15 protein-coding genes are annotated in these 22,192 nt (G+C 35.3%); 2 read left to right on the top strand and 13 right to left on the bottom strand.

The annotated features are described in order from the left end of the window. Positions 1-52 precede the first annotated feature (52 nt). The 5 genes from GQR94_RS00600 to GQR94_RS00580 form a co-directional block, all read right to left on the bottom strand. Positions 53-856, bottom strand: coding sequence for a BatD family protein (locus GQR94_RS00600; protein ID WP_158973510.1), 804 nt, complete (start codon positions 854-856; stop codon positions 53-55). 27 nt (positions 857-883) lie between these two features. Then, a complete protein-coding gene (locus GQR94_RS00595; RefSeq protein ID WP_158973509.1) occupies positions 884-1,294 on the bottom strand; it encodes a hypothetical protein in 411 nt (136 codons plus the stop codon). A gap of 93 nt (positions 1,295-1,387) precedes the next feature. Beyond that, positions 1,388-2,008, bottom strand: a complete 621-nt coding sequence (locus tag GQR94_RS00590; RefSeq protein WP_158973508.1) for a hypothetical protein — start codon at positions 2,006-2,008, stop codon at positions 1,388-1,390. 673 nt (positions 2,009-2,681) lie between these two features. Next, positions 2,682-3,779, bottom strand: coding sequence for a polysaccharide lyase family 7 protein (locus tag GQR94_RS00585; protein WP_158973507.1), 1,098 nt, complete (start codon positions 3,777-3,779; stop codon positions 2,682-2,684). A 241-nt stretch (positions 3,780-4,020) separates the two neighbouring features. After that, positions 4,021-5,661 (bottom strand): M1 family metallopeptidase, encoded by a 1,641-nt coding sequence (locus GQR94_RS00580; RefSeq protein ID WP_158973506.1) that lies wholly within the window; start codon positions 5,659-5,661, stop codon positions 4,021-4,023. 150 nt (positions 5,662-5,811) lie between these two features. Between GQR94_RS00580 and GQR94_RS00575 the strand changes: the two genes are divergently transcribed. Next, positions 5,812-6,753, top strand: a complete 942-nt coding sequence (locus GQR94_RS00575) for a DUF1080 domain-containing protein (protein WP_158973505.1) — start codon at positions 5,812-5,814, stop codon at positions 6,751-6,753. A 72-nt stretch (positions 6,754-6,825) separates the two neighbouring features. Here the strand turns inward: GQR94_RS00575 and GQR94_RS00570 are convergent, their stop codons facing one another. From GQR94_RS00570 to GQR94_RS00560, 3 genes are read right to left on the bottom strand one after another with little or no spacing between them, the layout of a single operon-like run. Beyond that, entirely contained in the window at positions 6,826-8,163 is a 1,338-nt protein-coding gene (locus GQR94_RS00570) for a M28 family peptidase (protein ID WP_158973504.1), read from the bottom strand. Positions 8,164-8,184: 21 nt separating this feature from the next. Further along, entirely contained in the window at positions 8,185-9,354 is a 1,170-nt protein-coding gene (locus GQR94_RS00565; protein WP_158973503.1) for a nitrate/nitrite transporter, read from the bottom strand. A 41-nt stretch (positions 9,355-9,395) separates the two neighbouring features. After that, entirely contained in the window at positions 9,396-11,603 is a 2,208-nt protein-coding gene (locus tag GQR94_RS00560) for a bifunctional alpha,alpha-trehalose-phosphate synthase (UDP-forming)/trehalose-phosphatase (protein ID WP_158973502.1), read from the bottom strand. 104 nt (positions 11,604-11,707) lie between these two features. Between GQR94_RS00560 and GQR94_RS00555 the strand changes: the two genes are divergently transcribed. After that, the gene (locus tag GQR94_RS00555; RefSeq protein ID WP_158973501.1) at positions 11,708-13,513 is read left to right on the top strand and encodes a glycoside hydrolase family 15 protein; all 1,806 of its coding nucleotides are present in this window, start codon (positions 11,708-11,710) and stop codon (positions 13,511-13,513) included. A gap of 227 nt (positions 13,514-13,740) precedes the next feature. Here GQR94_RS00555 and GQR94_RS00550 read toward each other — a convergent pair whose 3' ends face one another. From GQR94_RS00550 to GQR94_RS00530, 5 genes are all read right to left on the bottom strand, one after another. Further along, positions 13,741-15,540 carry an acyl-CoA dehydrogenase family protein gene (locus GQR94_RS00550; RefSeq protein WP_158973500.1) on the bottom strand — a complete coding sequence of 600 codons (1,800 nt, stop codon included), beginning with the start codon at positions 15,538-15,540 and terminating at the stop codon, positions 13,741-13,743. Between the two features lie 124 nt (positions 15,541-15,664). Beyond that, positions 15,665-16,855: an acetyl-CoA C-acyltransferase gene (locus tag GQR94_RS00545; protein WP_158973499.1), complete on the bottom strand. Its 1,191-nt coding sequence runs from the start codon at positions 16,853-16,855 to the stop codon at positions 15,665-15,667. A gap of 131 nt (positions 16,856-16,986) precedes the next feature. Continuing rightward, positions 16,987-19,392 carry a 3-hydroxyacyl-CoA dehydrogenase/enoyl-CoA hydratase family protein gene (locus GQR94_RS00540; RefSeq protein WP_158973498.1) on the bottom strand — a complete coding sequence of 802 codons (2,406 nt, stop codon included), beginning with the start codon at positions 19,390-19,392 and terminating at the stop codon, positions 16,987-16,989. 14 nt (positions 19,393-19,406) lie between these two features. After that, a complete protein-coding gene (locus tag GQR94_RS00535; RefSeq protein ID WP_158973497.1) occupies positions 19,407-19,859 on the bottom strand; it encodes a MarR family winged helix-turn-helix transcriptional regulator in 453 nt (150 codons plus the stop codon). A gap of 443 nt (positions 19,860-20,302) precedes the next feature. Next, a complete protein-coding gene (locus tag GQR94_RS00530; protein WP_158973496.1) occupies positions 20,303-22,072 on the bottom strand; it encodes a long-chain fatty acid--CoA ligase in 1,770 nt (589 codons plus the stop codon). Positions 22,073-22,192 lie beyond the last annotated feature (120 nt).

The following is a 22,192-nucleotide window of genomic DNA, read 5'->3' as shown; positions in this document are numbered from 1 at the left end:
TAGATAAGATTTAGGATAAATATTTGATAAAGGACAAGGGGGCTCTAAATAGTTATAATACAGGTATATTTACTTCATCTGATGTTAACTGTATTGTCTTAGTATCGTAGATAGGTTTTCTAAAAATATCGTACGTACCACTTAAATATTTAAACTGAATTTCCATATTCACTGGGTTAATAATTATAGTTCCTTTCTTTTTAGGCTTTAATACTGTTTGTTGCCAAGTTGATGCCCTAAATTCTTTAGCGTTATATATTACATTCTCCACCTTTAATTTTTTAATTTCAATAGTATTTGAAGTACAGTTAGAATACGAGGGCTTAGCTATTAATTTCCAATCCATAATACCAACATCCGGTGAAACATAAACCTTGTAGGAAACAATAAGGGAATCTTTTAGTCTTATTTTTTCTTTTGAAACTTCAGCAATCAAATAAATGTTTTCATGAGGAGCACTAGGCACACTAGTACTATTAACCGCTTCACTAACGTTTATGGTAATAGGGACTGTCTTATAATTTTTTTCCTCAATAGTAATTTGGGCAGCTCCTATAGAAAAAGTACCTAAAGCTTTTGGATTAATGATATAACTATAGACTGTTTCTAAATTCTTCACGCCATTTATTATGGTAGTACTCATTGCTCTCATGGGACCTCCAACTACTTTAAAGTTTTCAAATTCTGGAGGTGTAAATGTACTCGCATTTTCTTCTGCGTTAATGGAAAATTCGACCCGCAAATGCTGATCTATACCTATTGCTTTTTTATCAACTTTAGCTATAAACTTTATTTGTGCAGATAAAAGACCCGTAAGAAGTACACTTATTAAGGTTAAAAAATGTAGTAATTTCATTTAAATTTTTTAATAGTTTGTTTTAAATTAAACAGATCTAATGTGCTTTGTTTTTTGGATGTTAGGAGTATAGAAATAGCACAGGAAAACCGAAATAAGAAAAAATAATACAATAATGGGAAGTATACTATTGGCGAATCCAAACATTCTACTCAACATAAAAGATTCGCTATCTGCTGTAACAGTTATCCATCCTAAAAAATGTAACATGCTATCCGTTATTTGATGTTGCCGGGTATAGTTTGAATCATAATATTCTAAACCCATCATTGCTATCGCAGATAGGAGGTAGGTAATAAAAAAGAAGCCAAGAACATCTTTGTTTTTCTTATTTAGGATTGTAGCAAATAGAATATTTAAAGCGGTGATAACCAATAACAGTACAATTCCCGCGGTAACACTATACTGTTTAGTACCCGCTGTAATTGCAAATGACATGTAACCATAAAATAGCGCAAAAAATAGGAGGTTAAATAATCTTAATAAATTTTGACGGTACTTTTTAAACATAATTCAATATTTCTTTACTTTTTATAAGGCCACATTTTTACGAATAACATCTGGTTGTACCGTATTATTTTGATCAAATTCAAAATACACTTCTCCTTGGTTTAAATAATCAATTAATTCTGGATGCGAATTCTTTAAGATCTCAACAGGACCTAGAACTAAACTGTCTGGGATAGTATTAGAAGGGCTTATCTCTTTTAAATACCTGCTAAATAAGGCTTGACTAATTTTTGTGGTATCTACAAAAGTATGGGCATACAAAGTAAACTCTTTTGGTTCTTTGTAATACAAATATTTGTTTTTTGAGTTTCTATCTAATCGTTTTTGTGCTTTAGAATAAATTTTAACAAAAGTATTGTTTTTGCCATGGTAAAAATTTTCATAAAGCTCTTTTCTATTATAATTAAAGTTTACAGCACCTAATGTTTTTCTTAAAAAATTCTGGTTTGTTAGCGTAGCTTTTAAGGGGATGTCAATTCTCCAAATTTCATTGTACTTTTGGCTGTATCTTATGATTAATGGATGTTCAGAAGTTTGTAGTGCAATATCCATGTTTTTGTCCGTCGTAGGTGCATTACATGAACTACATACAATTGCAATAATAAAGATTACGATAGGCTTCATAAATCGATGATCAGGCATGTATGCTTACTATTTTAAACGTAGTACTACGAGTTATTAAAATAATTTCTACCTATAGAAAAAAGATAGTATAAATACTAAAACTCTACATTTAGACTTTTAGTATTTATACTCATACCTAAGTCTTTGAACTTTTCAATTTTAGATAAATTGAGGAATTCATTTTATTCAAGTTTTTTTTCAGCTTCCTCAAAAAAAAACATCACCGCCTTGATTGGGGATTTCTCTAGTTTTTTGATTAAAAAAATGAATACTTGTTTCGCTGTATGCTATCGGGTTATCAGTACTAACAGGATCATAGCCGAGGAGTGTAAATGCGGACTCTTGAAGTTTAAAGATGAACCTCCAATGTTAGGCTTGCTATTTTTGGGTTAGGTTACAGTTTGTACTAGAGAATGCAGAAGCATTAATCTATGGCGATTCCGCAATAGTAGACTACCGGAAATATTTTTTTTAATAAACGGTAGTCTACGAAAATGTGTTTGTCTTCAATAAGAATAGATAATAAAATACGAATCACCTTAAAATTAGAGTCATAAATATAGCAAAGATCTGGTAAGGCATATTTTCCATTGCCGAAAAGAATCCAAATCCAATAATGTTAACAGTACTGCTAGCAAAAAATGACGCTAAACTAATTTGTTTTTGAGCGATATTTCAATAGCGTACTTAATTAATCATTTTTAGTAAAATAACCTTCATTAGATACGGCAGCATCACTTACAACGATACTTGCTTTTTTAAACCAAACTTCAGCATAGTTTCCGTCTTCATATTGTTTGTGAATGTCGCCTCCATGCGTTTCTGCACCAGAACACCAGTTTTTATTTACTTCGGGAGACTTTCCGTTGGTTTGGTTGTATGCACCAAGCTTAAAGAAACAGCCTTCGCCTGTGTACGCCTCTTTGCGTTCTACTCCGTCTTGACCAATGGGTACAAATAATTTTTGTGTTTGTTCAGGAATAGCTGCTGTGGTTGTGTATTCAGATTCGATTAAGTTTTTTGTAAACGTTTTAGTATCATGTCCTTCACTAGTAAATGTTAAGTTCATAATCCCATCTTTAACTTCAATCTCATAACTAAATTCCTCACCTAAAGCTATTCCGTCCTTAGGTTCTTCTGGGTAAGTGTTTTCTTCACTACCAACAACAGAAAAGTCATTGCCCCAAACAGCTGTAGAATAATCCCATCTTTTAGAATTATCATCACCAGCCGTATTAATTTCATAATGCCAAAAAACGGAACCTTTGGTATGACCAGGGAATTTTTTGTAAAATATTTTAAGCGGTTCATTTTCATAGGCATCAGCACTATGAATCTGACCTACTACTACGGCATACGAAGCAGCTACTCTGGCATCACCGGTTGCAGACACATTCATAACTTTAAGCGTAGCTGTTAATTTATCATTAGCAGTCTTTGGATACCATTTTTTTATTTGTGCCAATTCCGTTCTTGTATTATTTGATGTGCCATGCGTGCTTCCTGCATTAGGGGCCTTAAAAACAATCCAATCACCAGCACCATCGTTTTCGGTATAAAAGAAATCTTTGTTTTCAAAATTATTTGCAATCCCTGCATTTGAACCGTCACCTAAAACTAATTTCCAATCATTAAAAAAGGGAATAACGTCACTTGCATAAACGGTTTCTTCAACGACAACTTCTTTAGTCTCTTTATTTTTTTTAGGGGAATCACCACAACTATTTAATATAGAAAATGAAGCAAGAATTAAGAAGGTTGTTACTGATGTAATAATTTTTTTATTCATTTTATTTTTGTTTGATTTTTGACTTTGTTTAATTGAATATAAAAGTGAACTCGTAATCCGTAGCGCATTTAAAAGTAGTGAACTTTTAATTAAAACGGAACCGAAGCTTTTAGCGGAATTCATAAACAGCGATAAAACCTTCTGATTAAGCCCGAAGCCCTTTTTTTATAGGTTATAAAATTAATTTTTAGAGTCTTGCAATATAACGAGATGTATATTTTAGGTTCAATTATAAAAGGGATTATGATTTTTTAACGTCAATATAAAAATTACGCCCTACTTTAAACGCAGCGATATCTCCTTTAAGTTTACTCGTATTCCATTCCGTCGTAGGTTCAATCCAAAGCGTTTTATCTCCAGCAGAAACTTTTAGGGGTAATGCAAAACCATTAACCACATGCGTGTAACGGTATTTTAATTTTTTACCATCATAGTGGTATTCTAAAACGGGTATTTCAATAGTTCTCAAATACTGATCAAACACGGTGCTAAAGTCTATACCTGCCATTTCAGAGATATAATTTTCTATTTGAGCAGTGGTAACTGTTTTATGGTAGAAATCTTTGTTTAAGCCTCTTAAAATACTACGCCATTTTTTATCATCATTTAGTACTTGGCGGATGGTATTTAATAAGTTAGCCCCCTTGTAGTACATATCACTACTTCCTTCATTATTCACATTATAGGCACCAATAATTGGTCGGTCATTTTGTATTATTTTTCGGGTGCCAATAACATAGTCTTCTGCGGCTTCTTTCCCGTAATAATATTCTATAAATAGGCTTTCGGAATAGGCGGTAAAGCTTTCGTGAAGCCACATATCTGCAATATCTTTATAGGTAATATTGTTGGCAAACCATTCGTGACCAGCTTCGTGAATAATAATGAAATCAAACTTCAGTCCCCAACCAGTATCTGATAAATCGCGGCCTAAATACCCTTTCATAAATTGGTTTCCATAGGTTACAGAACTTTGGTGTTCCATTCCTAAATATGGTACTTCAACCAACTTAAAACTATCTTCATAAAACGGATAGGGGCCAAACCAGTGCTCAAAGGCTTTCATCATTTTTGGGGCATCTTCAAAATGAATTTTGGCTTTTTCTAAATCGTCCTTTAAAACATAATAATCCATATCTAAAGTACCCTTTTCTCCTGGGTATTTTTCGCCAAAATGCACATAGTCGCCCACATTAACATTCACCCCATAATTATTTATTGGGTTTGCTACGTACCAGTTGTAAGTAGTAGTGGTTTCATGCTCTTGAACAGATTTTAACCTCCCGTTAGATACATCCATTAAACCCTTAGGTACAGTGACGCTAATAGCCATACTGTCTACTTCATCATACATGTGGTCTTTATTAGGCCACCAAACGCTAGCACCTAAGCCTTGACATGAGGTAGCAACAAAATCTTTCCCATTGTTATCTTTCTTCCATGAAAAACCACCATCCCAAGGTGCATTTTTAGCTTCTCTCGGTTTTCCAGAATAATACACGGTGATTTCATTTTTGTCTCCTTTTTTCTGCTCTTTTTTTAAGGTGATGAAATGTGCGTTTATTTTTGATGAGACAATTAATTCTTCTCCATCCTGAGTTACCTTTTCTATTTGTAACGGTGGTTGTAAATCTATTTGTAAGATTTGATGTGCTTCTAAAACCGTATATTTTATGGTGTTACTACCTGATATAAATTTATCTTCTGGTTTGATAGTGACTTTTAAATCATAGAAATTTAAATCCCACCAAGCACGTTCAGGGGTGATGCTCCCTCTTAAGCTGTCTTGTGCTGTAAAATAATCTTTGGCCTGTAATAAGGCTTGACTATGGCTTGAGATACTAAGGAAAAGGAAAAAAAGTACTACTGTAAAATGTTTCATGGTACTACGCTGCTATAATTATGTGGCTAAAGTTAAGCTAATTTTTAAAATTTGTCGGCTTTGTCCTACAGGATTGAAATAGTATTAGAATTTTTAAAAATTGCTTTCGGAATAAGTACCTTTACTCTTCAACTTAAACATAACTTAAAAATGAAATGTTACGCTACAACATTAGCAATAGGTTTTCTATTCCTTTTATCATTCGCATCTACTCCCGCAACCGCACAAGATAAAAGTCCGTTTATTGGCAGATGGGATATGATCATCCAACAAGAGGGCAAAGCATTACCTTCTTGGTTAGAGATTACAAAATCGGGAAGATCTACATTAGTAGGGCGGTTTGTATATGCTTTTGGGAGTGCTAGACCAATTGCCGAAGTAAACGTAAAGAATGATGTCTTTAGTTTTGCTATTCCGCGCCAGTGGGAGCCGGGAGATAAAGATATGAAGTTTGAAGGGGCATTAACTGGTACCACACTTTCCGGAACTATGGTGTATTCTGATGGAAAAAAATACAAATGGACGGCTACACCAGCAAAAGTAGCGGTATATAATGAAGCTATTGTTTGGGCTGCGCCAAAAGCACTTTTTAATGGAACCAATTTAAACGGGTGGAGCGCTATGGGCGATAACCAATGGGTGGTGAAAGACGGAATTTTAACGAGTCCAAAATCAGGGTCTAATTTGGTGTCTGATGAAAAGTTTTTAAATTTTAAATTACATCTAGAATTTAAATATCCCTCAGGAAGCAATAGTGGGGTGTATTTACGTGGTCGCCACGAAGTGCAAATTGAAGATAATATAGGTTTAGAGCCTTCTGCTATTTTATTCGGAGGTATCTATGGATTTTTAACGCCTAATGAAATGATGGCTAAGCCAGCAGGAGAGTGGCAATCCTATGATATTACATTAAATGGAAATCGCGTGAGTATTGTCGCAAATGGGAAAGCTATTATAACCGATCAAATTATTCCAGGAATTACGGGTGGTGCTTTAGATAGTAATGAATCTGAAGTAGGGCCTTTGTTGATTCAGGGTGATCACGGTCCTATAGAGTTTAGGAGCATCGTGATTACGCCAGAACTTAAATAAGGCATATTGCTGACTTAATTGAAAACAAAAAACCACGCCTGAGCGTGGTTTTTTGTTTTTGATTTTTTATAATTAACGCAGGATAGCGTTCGGGAAAACCACAGGGCTTTCAAAACCATCTTTTCCTACTGATGAAATTCCGAAGAAGAAATTATCAATGACAATACCATCTAAGAGAAACTCGGTTACATTACCTACATAGCGGCTATGATCCCAAGTAGGAGAGGTAGTATCTCTCCAATATATTTTATAGCCTACAGCGCCATCAACCTTACTCCATTCAAATTTTGCCGCAGGGGCTACAATACCGCCAATTTTCACTTCTTTTGGTGCAGGAGGTGCCCACGCCAAAGAAGCAAGGTTTATTGCATTAACAGCCGTTAATTTTTTAGCATAGCCAAAGTTTACATGTTCAAATACGTCTCCATAATTAATGCCATTTTCAGTTCTTATATCTTGGTGTTGTTGGGTATAGTTTTCATGAGCTTCCATAATACGGATACCCGCAAAACCGGCATCGTTAAAAGGTCTATGGTGTCCGCCACGCCCAAAACGATCTAAGCGGTAAATCATCATTGGATTCATTTCTGGCATGTAGGTTTTTACATTTTTGTGAATGTAACGCGCTAATTGTCTAGAAATTCCGTCTACTTCTCCGCCATAAAAACGACGCATTTGACGTTGTTTATCTGTTTCTGTAGCAGGAACAGGCTCTGAGAAAATTCTAAAATCACGATTGCTTACCACGCCATCTACTCCAGTGATATTACCAATCATATCATTATTGAAAATTCCAATAATATCCCAACCTTTTTCTACTGCATATTTTGCTAGTCCGCCACCGCCGAAAAGTCCTTGCTCTTCTCCGGATAGTCCTACATAGATAATACTATTCTCAAATTTGTATTTAGAAAGCACACGAGCAGCTTCGATTGTACCTGCCATTCCACTTGCATTATCATTAGCACCTGGGGCATCCGTCGTAAAATCCATCGTATCACTAGCACGAGAATCAATATCACCGCTCATAATAATATAGCGGTTTGGGTATTTGGTCCCTTTTTGTATGGCCACCACATTTACTACCCAAGCATCTTTAGGTACGCGGGTACCCATATCTTTGGTTACAAAATCTTTCTGATAAAAGACATCAATACAATCGGAGCAGTTGCTTGAAATTTCACTGAATTGAGATTTAATCCAGCGTCTAGCAGCACCAATTCCTCGTGTGTTAGAAGTAGTATCGCTAAAAGTATTTCGGGTACCAAATTCGGTTAGCGTTTTTACATCTTGTTTAATTCGGTCTTCAGATACGGCATCAATAATAGCATAGATACGTGCATCTGTTTGCGCTAAAATAGGGAGAGTCGCAAAAACGGTAAGGAGGCATAGAAGTAATTTCTTTTTCATTTTTTGAGTGTTTGAGTTTGTTTAATCGTGTATGGTTTTCTTAGTCATAAAAAATAAGCCAATGAGTGGCCCAATGCTTAAAAATAAGAAAATTAAAGTTGGATTTATTTCTGCTGCTAAAACGGTAAGCAGTTGAATACTAATAATACTTATCGCAAAACCAAAGCAATTAACAAGTGTTAATCCTGTTCCTTTTAATTCGGGGGGTGCAGCGTTTGCAATTAAACTAGAAAACTGAGGAGAATCTGCGGTTACCGCCATACCCCAAAGACTCCACCCTATTAAAAATAAGAGGGCTGGTAATTCAAAAAGCAAGGGAGAGACGACGCAAAACACGCCAGAAAGCAATAAGGCGTAATAAGCTATTTTACGACTTCCAAATTTATCGGCCACATAACCGCCCAATACACAGGAGAGTCCGCCTAAAGCAATAATTACAAAAGTGAGTAGGGGAATTGAAAATGTGGAATTGTTAACGGTCAAATAGGTTTGTAAAGCAAAGGGAGTAAACGCCCAAAAAGCATATAACTCCCACATATGGCCAAAATAACCTAGTGCCGCTTGCCTAAATTTTGGAATTTTAAAAAGCGAGATACCTGCTTTTATTTTGATGTTGGTACTTCTTTTTCTGAAAGGGCCATTAGGAACAAATAAAACCACTAATAAGCCACCAATTATAGCTATAGTAGACGTGATGATCAAAACAGTATCCGAATTACTATTTAATTCTAACCCCTTTAACAAGTAGGGAAATGAGGTTCCTAAAACTAGGGCACCCACCAAAAAGCCTAAAGCTTTCCCGAGTCCATTTTCATAATAATCTGCTGCAATCTTCATCCCGATAGGATAAATGCCAGCGAGAAAAAAGCCTGTTCCAAACCGCGCAAAGAGTAATTGCCATTTAGAAAGCACCTCTGTAAAAAGACTCAAATTACAAGCAGCAGCAAGCAGGGCGCAGATAAAAAATACTTTGGAAGGAGAAAACCGATCTGCAATCATTAAAAAAGCAAAAAGTAATGTTCCGGTAATAAAACCAAATTGAACAGAGGATAATACGTATCCAATAATTTCAGGACCTAAACCTGTTTTTAAAGCAATATCATCTATAATAGCATTGCCTGCAAACCATAAAGAGGTGCAGGCAAATTGTGCTAGAATTAAAATAGGTAAAATATGCGGTTTATGCTTCAAAAGTCATGATTTGATCATTTTAGTCGTAGAAAACTTAAAAACTAATCAATAAATCGCTTTAATAATTTTCGAACATCTTTGGTGCCATCTACATAATATTTAGCAGATGTTTTTTGAAGTCCAACTTTTACGGTTACGGCAGATTCTGGTAATTCTTGAAACATAAATTCATCGGTCCAATCATCACCAATAGCAAAAACAAAATCATAATCATGTTTCCCATACATACGTAAGGCGGCACGACCTTTGTTGACATTACTACTTTTAATTTCCATTACTTTATTGCCGTTTAAAACACTTAAATCATCATTAGCAATTAAGCTTGTAAGCACCGTATTTAACTCTGTTGCTCTTTTCTGACCAAAATCAGGATCTGTTTTGCGGTAATGCCATGCTAAAGAATAGTTCTTTTCTTCAATAAAACTACCAGGAGTTCTATCTACAAAAGATTCTAGTACGGGTTGAATTTTTTCCATCCAATCTTTCTTTACATTCTCTAGTAAGCTAAAGTCAGCACCATTTTCGGAGATCCACACCCCGTGTTCTACAATCATGTTGTATTTCTTAGGCAAGAACCATTTGGTAAAAGTTTCTTTATCACGACCACTGATTAAATACATATCTGTATTTTCCTGAGAAGAAATAGCATCTAATAATTCATATAATTCTTCGTCTGGACTCGCTTTTTGCGGATTGTTGTGAAAGCCCGCTAAAGTGCCATCATAATCAATAAATAATAACCTTCTTTTGGCATTTTTATAATTATCGGTAATTCTATCTAATAATTTAGCCGAAAGTTTTCTAGAGACATAGCTACTACTATTGTCTTTTTGTTCTTTTAAGGAACTCATAAAATCATTTGCCCATCGTTCTACATTATAGCGTTCTAATCTTTTTTGTAGAATATCATTCCGTTCTTGTTGCTCTTCTATAGGCATCTGTATGGCTTGATGAATAGTATCTGCAATTTGTTCAAAATTATTTGGGTTGATCAATAAAGATTCATTCATCTCATTTGCCGCTCCCGCCATTTCACTCAAGATTAATACCCCCGTTTTATCTGTTCTAGTAGCTACATATTCTTTTGCCACCAAATTCATACCATCACGGATTGGTGTTAACCATGCAATATCACAAGAGGTGTATAAATCGATTAAATTTTCAAAAGGCATTGATCTGTAGAAATACCAAATAGGCGTCCAGCTTACGGTAGAAAACTCTCCGTTAATTCTACCGACAAGTTCATCTACTTCTCTTTTTAGCAATTGGTATTGTGGCACATTACTTCGTGAAGGCACGGCAAGTATAATTAAACGCACCTTTTCCTTGTATTGAGGGTATTTAGTTAGAAAATATTCAAAAGCGTTCAAACGCTTTGCAATACCTTTAGTATAATCTAAACGGTCAATAGAAAGTAAGAATTTTGCGTCTGGAGTAGATTTTTTATGTTCGTTTAGGCGTTGCTGTAATTCAGATTGATTTTCTGGTGTCAGTTGTTCATGTTCTTTGGCAGCTTCGCTGAACTTTTTGTAATCTATTCCCATTGGGAAAGAATCTACTTTAATGATTCGGTCTTCAAGGTATACGTCATTAAAACTAACATCTAGGCCTAGAATACGACGCACAGAACTTAAAAAATGACGTTCGTAGTCGTAGGTATGAAAGCCAATTAAATCAGAGCCTAACAAACCTTCGAGAACTTCTTTACGCCAAGGTAAGGTTCTAAATATTTCAAAAGAAGGGAAGGGGATATGTAAAAAGAAACCTATAGAGATATTAGGTAGTTTTTCACGAACCATTTGTGGTACTAACATTAACTGGTAATCATGTACCCAAATAGTGTCATCGTCTTCTGCTTTTTCTACGATAGCATCTGCAAATTTCTGATTTACTTTTTTATACGTTTCCCAACTATCTATTTCGAATTCTGAATATTCTAAAAAATAATGGAATAAGGGCCAAATGGTTCTATTGCTAAATCCATAATAAAAACCATCCACTTCTTGTTGCGATAAATTGACCTTTGAAGATCCGTGTTTGGCTAAGGCTGCATCAATATCGCCCACCAATTCTTCAGGAATTTCTTCATCGGTTAAACCACTCCAACCAATCCAAAGGCTATCTCCACCAGAGTGTACAGATTTCATTCCTGTAGCCAATCCCCCCACACTTGGTATAGCGGTTATGCCTCCATTATGAATTTGTAATTGTATCGGTAGTCTGTTTGAGATTATGATAGTTTTGCCCATAATTCGGTTCTTTTTGCTGTTTTTTAGAATTAATTTCTCTAAATTTCGTGAAAAAGAAGGGCAATGCCAATTTTATTAGCCTTTTGAGTTAGCAATTTATTGATATGGATAATTTAGACTACGGAATAATAGGAAATTGCAGGAGTGCAGCATTAATTTCTAAGAATGGTTCAATGGATTGGTGCTGTTTACCAGAATTTGATTCGCCATCAGTGTTTGCGAAACTGCTCGATGAAGAAATAGGAGGGAGTTTTGGGATTGAGGTAGAGGACTCTTATGAAATACATCAGTTTTATGATGCAGAAACAGCAATATTAATCACGAAATTTACGGAAGGCGAAGAAAATTGTTTTGAAATTCATGATTTTATGCCACGCTATCATAAAGATGATGATGCATTTTTTGCGCCACCAGAAGTGATTCGTTACATAAAACTTGTAGCAGGGCAACCAAAATTTAAGGTGGTTTATAATCCCAGGTTAGAATATGCACAAGGAAAAACAAAATCATACATCAAGAAAGATTTTATAGCGAGTTTAACACACGATGTAAAATTTGATACGGTATTTTTATATACATCTTTTGATAAAGAAAAAGTACTTAATGGAGAAGAAATAACCTTAGAAGATAATGGTTTCTTTCTTTTAGCTTATAATGAAAAAATATTTACACCTACAACGGAAAAAGTATTTTTAAACTTAGAGCGTACACGTATTTATTGGATGGATTGGTCACAAAAAACACCAACCTATAAGAAGTTTGACAAAGAAATTAAACGTAGCGCATTAACTTTAAAATTACTTAGTTACGATAAAACAGGAGCTGTATTGGCTGCAGCAACAACGTCCTTGCCAGAAACAATTGGAGAGGTTCGTAATTGGGATTATCGGTTCTGTTGGATTCGTGATGCCTCCATGGTGATAAAAGTAGTCTCTCAATTAGGACATAAAAATGTAGCCAAGCGATATTTACAGTTTATTATAGATTTGATTCCTGATAAAGATGAAAAGCTACAGATCATGTACGGGATTAACCGAGAGAAAAAGCTAACAGAGCAAACCTTAGAGCACTTAAGTGGTTACAAAGGCTCTAAACCTGTTAGAGTAGGTAATGCAGCCTACGAGCAGGTTCAGAATGATATTTATGGGATTCTAATGGATGTAATCTATGAAATGATTTCTCAATTCAGTATAGACATCCAAAATGGCGAAGAACTTTGGGGAATTACCAAAGGTATTGTTTGGATTGTAGAAAAGCACTGGGAAGAACCAGATAAAGGTATTTGGGAGTTTCGTTCAGAAGATAGACACTTTACTTTTTCTAAGGTCTTATGCTGGACAGCCATTGATAGAGCGATAAAAGTTGCGGAGCTGTTAGATAAGAAGCATAAGATTGATAAATGGAGGCCTTTAGAACAAAAAATTAAAAAGGATATCATGGACAATGCTTGGAATGAAGAAAAGCAAGCTTTTACACAATCCTATGGTTCTACAGATATGGATGCTTCGGTATTATTAATGGAATCTTATGGGTTTATAGATGCTAAAGATCCTAAATACGTAAGTACAGTTTTAGCGGTAGAGAAAGATCTGTGTAATGACGGTTTATTGTATCGTTATAAAAATGAAGATGATTTTGGAGAACCTTCATCATCCTTTACAATTTGTACGTTTTGGTTTATCAACAGTCTGTTTAAAATAGGGCAGGAAGAAAAAGCATTGAAAAATTTTGAGCAATTATTGAGTTACAGTAATCATTTAGGATTGTTTAGTGAGGATGTAGATTTTAAAACAAAACGTTTGTTAGGGAATTTCCCGCAAGCATACTCACATTTAGCATTAATAGAATGCGCAATAAACTTTTCTAATAAAGCATCCGAAGAGAGCGTATTAGAATCTATGCGTGATTAATTGAAAAAAGTATACTTATAAATAAACTAGTTTTTGATGTTGCACATGCAGCGGATAAAACTAGTTTTTTTATATCGTAATTTGTCGATTAGGTAAAGGATTACAATGGGGATATAAGAATATAGGGTTATGAGGTAGCGTAGCACCTCGAAATTATTGAAAATAAAAAAACCGCTCGATTAAGAGCGGTTCTTCCTTCTGTATTAAAAAACAAATAATAATCAGAATTAGTCAAAGGTATAACCGTTGTCTGCAGCTACTTTATCCGCAATTTTTGTGCGTAAAGCTACTACGTTAGGATTATTGGTATATTTTGTAAAACGCTTAAGGCCCATTAACATCATACGTTGCTCATCTCCTTCAGCGAAAGAAACGATAGCTTCTTTACCTTTCTGAATGATAATTTCTGTAGCGTTGTATACATATAATTGAGTCATTGCAATTTGAGTAGCTTGCGCATCTTCTCCAAATCGTTTTGCATTTTTCTCTGTTCTTAGTATGGTAGATTCTGCCATATATACTTCAATCAAGATATCAGAAGCAGCCAACATCAATTGTTGGTGGTTTTCTAATTCAGCGCCATATTTTTGAACGGCAGAACCAGCAACCATTAAAAATACTTTCTTCAATCTCTTTAATAAATCTTTTTCTTCTGCAAAAAGTTCAGAAAAATCTGGAGTATCAAAAGATGGGATACCCATTAATTCTTCACCCACTTTAGTTGCAGGACCTAAAAGATCTACATGACCTTTCATGGCTTTTTTAACTAACATCCCTACTGCTAACATTCGGTTAATTTCGTTAGTACCTTCATAGATTCTAGAAATTCTAGCATCTCTCCAGGCAGATTCCATTGGCGTATCAGCACTAAAGCCCATTCCACCAAATATCTGGATTCCTTCATCAGCAGTACTTTGTACGTCTTCAGAAACGGCTACTTTAAGAATAGAACATTCTATAGCGTATTCCTCAACACCTTTAAGTTCTGCTTCTTGATGAGTATTTCCTGCAGCTTCACGCATAGCAATTCTATCCTCGATGTTCTTTGCAGCTCTGTAAGCAGCAGATTCATCAGCATAGCAATTGGTCGCCATAGTTGCTAATTTAGATTTAATAGCACCAAAGTTTACGATAGGTGTTTTAAACTGAATACGCTCGTTAGCGTATTTAGTAGCTTCACCAATAACTCTACGTTGTGCATCTAAACAAGCTGCTGCTAATTTAATTCTACCTACGTTAAGCGCATTCATCGCAATCTTAAATCCGTTTCCTCTCTCGGAAAGCATGTTTTCTACAGGAACCTTAGTTTCATTAAAGAAAACTTGACGGGTAGAAGAAGAATGAATTCCTAATTTTTTTTCTTCATCACCTAAAGAAATACCATTACTAGGGTCATTCTCAACGATGAACCCTGTAATATTTTTGTCGTCTTCAATTCTAGCAAAAACTATGAATACACTACAGAAACCTGCATTAGATATCCACATTTTTTGACCAGTAATGTTGTAATGTTTACCATCTTCAGATAAAACTGCCTTAGTTTTACCAGAGTTGGCATCAGAACCTGCACCTGGTTCAGTAAGGCAATAAGCGCCAAACCATTCCCCAGAAGCTAATTTAGGAACATATTTTTGTTTTTGCTCCTCAGTACCATATAAAGTAATTGGCATAGTACCAATACCTGTATGTGCACCAAAAGCAGTACTAAAGGAACCTGTAGCACCGGAAATATAATCACATACTAACATGGTAGATACAAAACCCATACCCATTCCTCCGTAAGATTCTGGAACGGCTACGCTTAATAAACCAAGTTCACCCGCTTTACGCATGGTTTCCTCAGTATATGCATAATCTTTTTTCTCAAAACGTTCCCAGTGTGCCCAAAGTTCGCGGTCTACGAATTCTTTAGTGCTATCACGCATCATTTTTTGCTCTTCCGATAAATCTTCTAGCGTAAAGATATCTTCACAATTCGTTTCTTTTACTAAAAACTGACCGCCACGTAGTATTTCTTTTTCTGCCATTGTTATTAATTTTCTTATCTCTAACCCTTTCCAAAGGAAAGAGAACAGATAGGTGTTATTTTAAGTTAAGATTTTTTTATTTTTCTCAAAAGTCTTCCTTTTGGGAAGATTTAGAGGGGATGTATTATTTCAAAAATTCATAGATTCCTGCAGCACCTTGCCCAGTACCTACACACATGGTTACCATACCATATTTTCCTTGCATATTTCTCTTACGCATTTCGTCAAAAAGTTGTACGGAAAGCTTAGCTCCTGTACATCCCAATGGGTGGCCTAGTGCAATTGCACCACCATTTACGTTTACGATATCTTGATTCAATTTAAGTTCGCGCATTACGGCAAGCGATTGTGAAGCGAAAGCTTCATTTAACTCAATTAACTCAATATCTTCTTGCTTCAATCCGGCTTGCTTTAAGGCTTTTGGAATTGCTTTAACGGGACCAATACCCATGATACGTGGCTCAACACCAGCCGCAGCATAGTTTACCATACGTGCAATTGGTTCAATATTTAATTCTTTGACCATTTCTTCACTCATCACCATTACAAATGCAGCACCATCACTCATTTGTGAAGAGTTACCAGCAGTGACGCTACCGCCAGCAGCAAAAACAGCTCTTAAGCCAGCTAATGCTTCTTTACTCGTTCCTTTTCTAGGTCCTTCGTCTTTGTTAACGGTATAATTTCTTGTAGCTTTTTTACCGTTTTCATCCACGTAAATTTGTTCTACATCAATAGGTACAATTTGGTCTTGAAAACGATCTTCCGCTTGCGCTTTTAAAGCTTTCATATGAGAGTTGTAAGCAAACTCATCTTGATCTTCACGAGATACTTTAAATTGGTTCGCTACAGCTTCTGCCGTATTTCCCATTCCCCAGTAATAATCTTCATGACCAGATTTTACTAAGTCATAATTTAATTCTGGTTTATTTCCTGTCATAGGAACCGAACTCATACTTTCTGCACCCCCTGCAATAATACAATCGGCCATTCCCGCTTGTATTTTTGCTGTTGCAATACCTATGGTTTCAATACCAGAGGAACAAAAACGATTTACCGTAACTCCAGGAACATCTACAATATCTAATCCCATTAAAGAGATTAAACGCGCCATGTTTAGTCCTTGAGAACCTTCTGGCATTGCATTTCCTACAATAACATCGTCAATTCGTTTTTTATCCAATTGCGGCAGCTCTTTCATCATGTATTGGATGGTCTCTGCAGCTAATTCATCTGATCTTTTGAATCGGAAGACCCCTTTTGGAGCTTTACCGACTGCTGTTCTATATGCTTTTACTATATATGCTGTTTTCATAATCCTCTCCCCAACCCTCTCCAGAGGAGAGGGAGTTTGTTCGGGATATTTTAAAAGTTATACTTCATTTAACTACTTAAAGGTTTCCTTTATTCTCCCCATAGAGGAGATGCCGTTAGGCAGAGGGGGCCTTAGTTTCTTAAAGGTTTTCCTGTTTTCAACATGTGTTGAATTCTTTCTAACGTTTTGCGTTCTGTACAAAGTGACAAGAAAGCTTCACGCTCTAGATCTAATAAATATTGTTCTGTAACAAGTGTTGGTTCTGATAAATCTCCACCAGCCATTACATATGCTAATTTATTTGCAATTTTTTCATCATGTTCACTGATGTATTTACTGTCTTCCATAGAATCAGTACCTACTAAAAACATTCCTAAAGCTTGCTTTCCTAAAACTTTAATGTCTTTGCGTTTTACCGGTTGTGTGTATCCACCTTCTGCCATTAATTTAGCATGTGCTTTTGCAGTTGCAATCTGACGGTCTTTATTCACTACCACGATATCTTTACCTTTTTGTAAAATACCTAAATCAAAGGCTTCGTATGCTGAGGTAGATACTTTAGCCATACCAATGGTTAAGAAATACTCTTGAAGTACATTTAATTCTACATCATTTTTATGGAATTGGTCTTGTGCTCTTACTGCAAATTCTTTAGAACCACCACCTCCAGGGATGACGCCGACACCAAATTCTACTAAACCAATATAGGTTTCTGCTGCTGCAACAACCATATCTGCATGTAACGAAAGTTCACAACCACCACCTAGTGCCATTCCATGAGGAGCCGCTACTGTTGGTATTGCAGAATAGCGCATACGCATCATAGTATCCTGGAACATTTTAATCGCCATATTCAATTCATCATACTCTTGCTCTACAGCCATCATGAAAATCATTCCGATGTTAGCTCCTACAGAGAAGTTTGGCGCTTGATTTCCAACAACTAAACCTTGGAAATCTTTCTCAGCAATATCAATAGCTTTATTTAAACCTGCCAGAACATCTCCACCAATGGTATTCATTTTAGATTGAAATTCTACATTCAGAATTCCGTCTCCTAAATCTTCTACTACAACACCGCTGTTTTTGAAAACTTCTTTAGATTTTCTAATGTTATCTAAAATGATAAATGAATCCTGACCAGGAACTTTTTCTATAGATTTTTTAGGAATATCATAGAAATAGGTAGCGCCATCTTTTACCGCGTAGAACGATTTTGTTCCGCTCGCAATCATATCATTTACCCATGCAGCAGGAGTCTCTCCTTCTGCTTTCATAATTTCAAGTCCTTTTTCAATTCCGATAGCATCCCAAATTTGGAAAGGTCCGTGTTCCCATCCAAAACCAGCTTTCATAGCATCATCAATCTTATAAAGCTCATCGGTAATTTCAGGAATTCTATGTGATACGTAAGCAAACAATGCAGCAAAACTCTTTCTGTAAAATTCACCAGCTTTATCTTTTCCAGCAACCAATACTTTAAATCGATCAGCTACCTTATCAATAGTCTTTGTTAACTCTAAAGTAGCAAAACTTGCTCTTTTACTAGCACGATAGTCCATCGTATCTAGATCAAGCGTTAAGATTTCTGTTTTCCCTTTCGCATCTTTAGATTTCTTGTAAAAACCTTGACCTGTTTTACTACCCAACCATTTGTTTTCCATCATGGTATTGATGAAGGTTGGAAGTTTAAATAGATCTAATTTCTCATCGTCCTTGCAATTTTCTGCAATTCCATTGGCAACATGTACCAAAGTGTCTAATCCTACCACATCAACAGTTCTGAATGTTGCGGATTTAGGACGACCGATAACTGGTCCTGTTAATTTATCTACTTCCTCAACTGTCATTCCTAAATCTTTTACCATATGGAAAAGACTTTGGATGCTGAAAATACCTATTCTGTTACCAATGAAAGCAGGTGTATCTTTAGCGATTACAGAAGTTTTTCCTAAGAATTGCTCACCGTAACCATTCAAGAAATCTAATACTTCTGGCGACGTTTTAGGTCCAGGGATTATTTCGAAAAGTTTTAAGTAACGTGCAGGATTAAAGAAGTGCGTTCCACAGAAATGCTTCTGGAAATCTTCACTACGCCCTTCACTCATAAAGTGAATTGGAATACCAGAGGTGTTTGAAGTTATAAGTGTACCTGGCTTTCTGTATTTTTCTAAATTTTCAAAGACCATCTTCTTAATGTCAAGTCTTTCAACCACCACCTCAATAATCCAATCTACTTCTGAAACCTTTGCAATATCATCTTCAAGGTTCCCTGTAGTGATACGATCAGAAAATTTCTGATTGTAAATAGGAGAAGGTTTAGATTTTAGGGCTGCGATTAATGAATCGTTTACTAATCTATTGCGAACCACTTTGTCTTTAAGCGTAAAGCCTTTAGCTTTTTCTTTTTCATTCAGTTCTCTAGGGACAATATCTAGTAATAATACTTCAACTCCGATATTAGCAAAATGACATGCTATGCCACTTCCCATAATTCCAGAACCAACAACTGCTACTTTCTTAATGTGTTTATTCATCGAATTCATTACGATTAAATTGTTTTTGAATCTTTAGTGTAAATTTTCTTGTCTATAACCAATTTATTAATGGTATCCATAACTTGGAAAAAACCATTTAATTGATCTTCTTGAACGTTGTCTTTAACCACTTCATTAAAGCGAAGTACAACATTTTTTGAGTCCACTCTTTTTTCTAAGCCAAATGGTGTTAAGTGTATTAAAACACCTCTTCCATCATTCGGATTGGGTTTTCTAACAATTAGCCCTCTTTCTTCCATACTTTTTAGTATTCGAGAAAGACTAGTTGCCTCCATTCCCATTTTAGGGCCTAATGCAGTAGAAGGGGTTCCTGTTTTGGGATCAATGCTTAACAGCGTGAAGCCTACCGCCATAGTAGTTTCGAAATTTTTCGCTTCTTCGTTGTACATTCTGGCAACTGCTTGCCATGTAGCTCTTAAAGCATAATCTATTGTAAGCTCCTTCATACATTATTTATAGAACTCAAATATAGTAAAATTTATTATGCATGCATAATAAATTTATGTAAATTTTTTGATGTCGAATGTTATTTTTTTAAACCACAATCTAAAATAATACAATACGATAAGGTTTTAACCTACTGTAGCCTAATTAATTATAAAGTTTGATTTCTTTTTGTGATAAATTTCTCACCAATAACAATAGGGAGGAACACACAAAATTCATTTTATCGTTTTATCCTAGATTTTGGTAAAAAAATGAATTTATTGAACAGGGAAGGGGCGTTAAAATGCAAGGTTTCCATGTGTTCATATATTTTACACTAAAACAAAGCGTATAGCATCATCTTAAGGTAAAATAAAAAAACAGTGCCAATACGAAGTCAGTTTATATTACTTACGGTATTGACACTGCCGAGTTTTTCTGTTTTTAGAAATGATACAAACGATTAATGTTCGTAAATGTCATTGTACAATGCTATGTATTTCTCTTTAACAATTTTACGACGTAACTTTAAGGTAGGTGTTAAATGACCGTTTTCAACGCTCCATGCATCTGGAGTAAGTCGGAATTGCTTTATAGTTTCCCATTTGGCAAAGTTCGTATTGGCTTCATCCACTTCTTCTTGAATTCTGGCAATAACCTTTTCATTCTTAACAAGGTCTTCATTATTCTTTATTTCGACATTATGGATTTTAGCCCAATTTTTTACAAATTCAAAATCTGGTTGTATAAAAGCTGCAGGCATTTTTTCGCCTTCACCAACAACCATAATTTGATCTATAAATCGAGATTGTTTAAATCTATTTTCTAATAACTGGGGAGCAACATATTTACCACCAGAAGTTTTAAACATTTCTTTTTTCCGATCGGTGATTTTTAAGAATCCTTCAGTGTCAATTTCACCTATGTCTCCCGTATGGAAATAACCATCGATGATTACTTCTTTGGTTTTTTGTTCATCTTTAAAATAGCCCATCATTACTTGAGGCCCTTTGATGCAGATTTCGCCATCACTAGCAATTTTCACTTCGGTTTTATCTATTGGTTTTCCAACAGTTCCTATTTTGAAACCATGATTACGCATATCGTTCACAGAAACTACCGGAGAAGTTTCTGTTAGACCATAACCTTCCATAACGCCAAATTCTGCGGCATTAAAGATACGTGCTAATCGAGGTTGTAAAGCTGCACTTCCGGATGCCATTACAGATAATTGGCCTCCTAAAGCTGCTTTCCATTTACTGAAAATTAATTTTCTCGCTAAGGCTAATTTTTGCTCGTACCACCATCCATTCTGCCCGTATGGCTCATATTTTAAACCAATGTCTACGGCCCAAAAGAATAATTTCTTTTTAATACCAGTTAACGAAGTTCCTTTTGCAATAATCTTGTCATACACTTTTTCTAATAGCCTAGGAACCGCAGTCATCACGTGTGGCTTTGTTTCCTGAGCATATTCACTTATTTGGTCAATAGGGGCGTAGTAAATTGCAGATCCACAATATTGGTATAAATAGATTAGCATACGCTCATAAACATGGCACAAAGGTAAAAAGCTTAAGGCTCTTGACTCACCAAGTTGAATAGGAATTCTCTGGAAACTACCCAATGCATTACTCACAATATTTTCATGAGAAAGCATTACCCCTTTAGGTTTACCTGTTGTTCCCGAAGTATAAATTAAAGTGGCTAAATCTGTAGTCTTCACAGCTTTCTTTAGTTCATCTACTTCATTTTGATTGGAAGTATCTTTTCCTAAGTCTAAAATTTCAGACCAGTTTTTACAATCGTCTAATTGATCAAAAGAATAGACTTCTTTTAAATTAGGGACCTCATGCCTAATTGCCTTTATTTTTTTATATACATCTGCACAGGAAACAAAACAGTATGTTGCCTCTGAATGATTTAAAACATAGGCGTAATCTTCTTCCGATATTGTTGGGTATATTGGAACGTTTTGGGCTCCCAATTGAAGAATACCAATATCCATAATATTCCATTCCGTCCTGTTCGTAGAAGTTATAAGTGCAATTTTGTCATTAGGTTGTACACCTAATCGTAATAAAGCTCTACTAATGGCATTCGCCTTGTCTAAATACTCTTTTGTTGATGTTACAACCCATTTCCCATTTGTTTTAGTAACTAGAGACTTTTCAAGGTCGTACTTTTCTAGTTGATAATAAGGAAAATCAAAGAGTCGGGTTATGTTTTGCATAGGTTTAATCTGAATTTGTATTGCAAATTAAGAAAAAAAGCGACTTTAAAATTGAGAATCACATAAATATTAACGTTTGTACCACAAAATTTAATAAAATAATTTTTCCCTATTCTTAAA

The sequence above is a fragment of the Cellulophaga sp. L1A9 genome (assembly GCF_009797025.1).
Classification (GTDB): domain Bacteria; phylum Bacteroidota; class Bacteroidia; order Flavobacteriales; family Flavobacteriaceae; genus Cellulophaga.
This window is presented reverse-complemented; position numbering and strand designations above follow the sequence as displayed.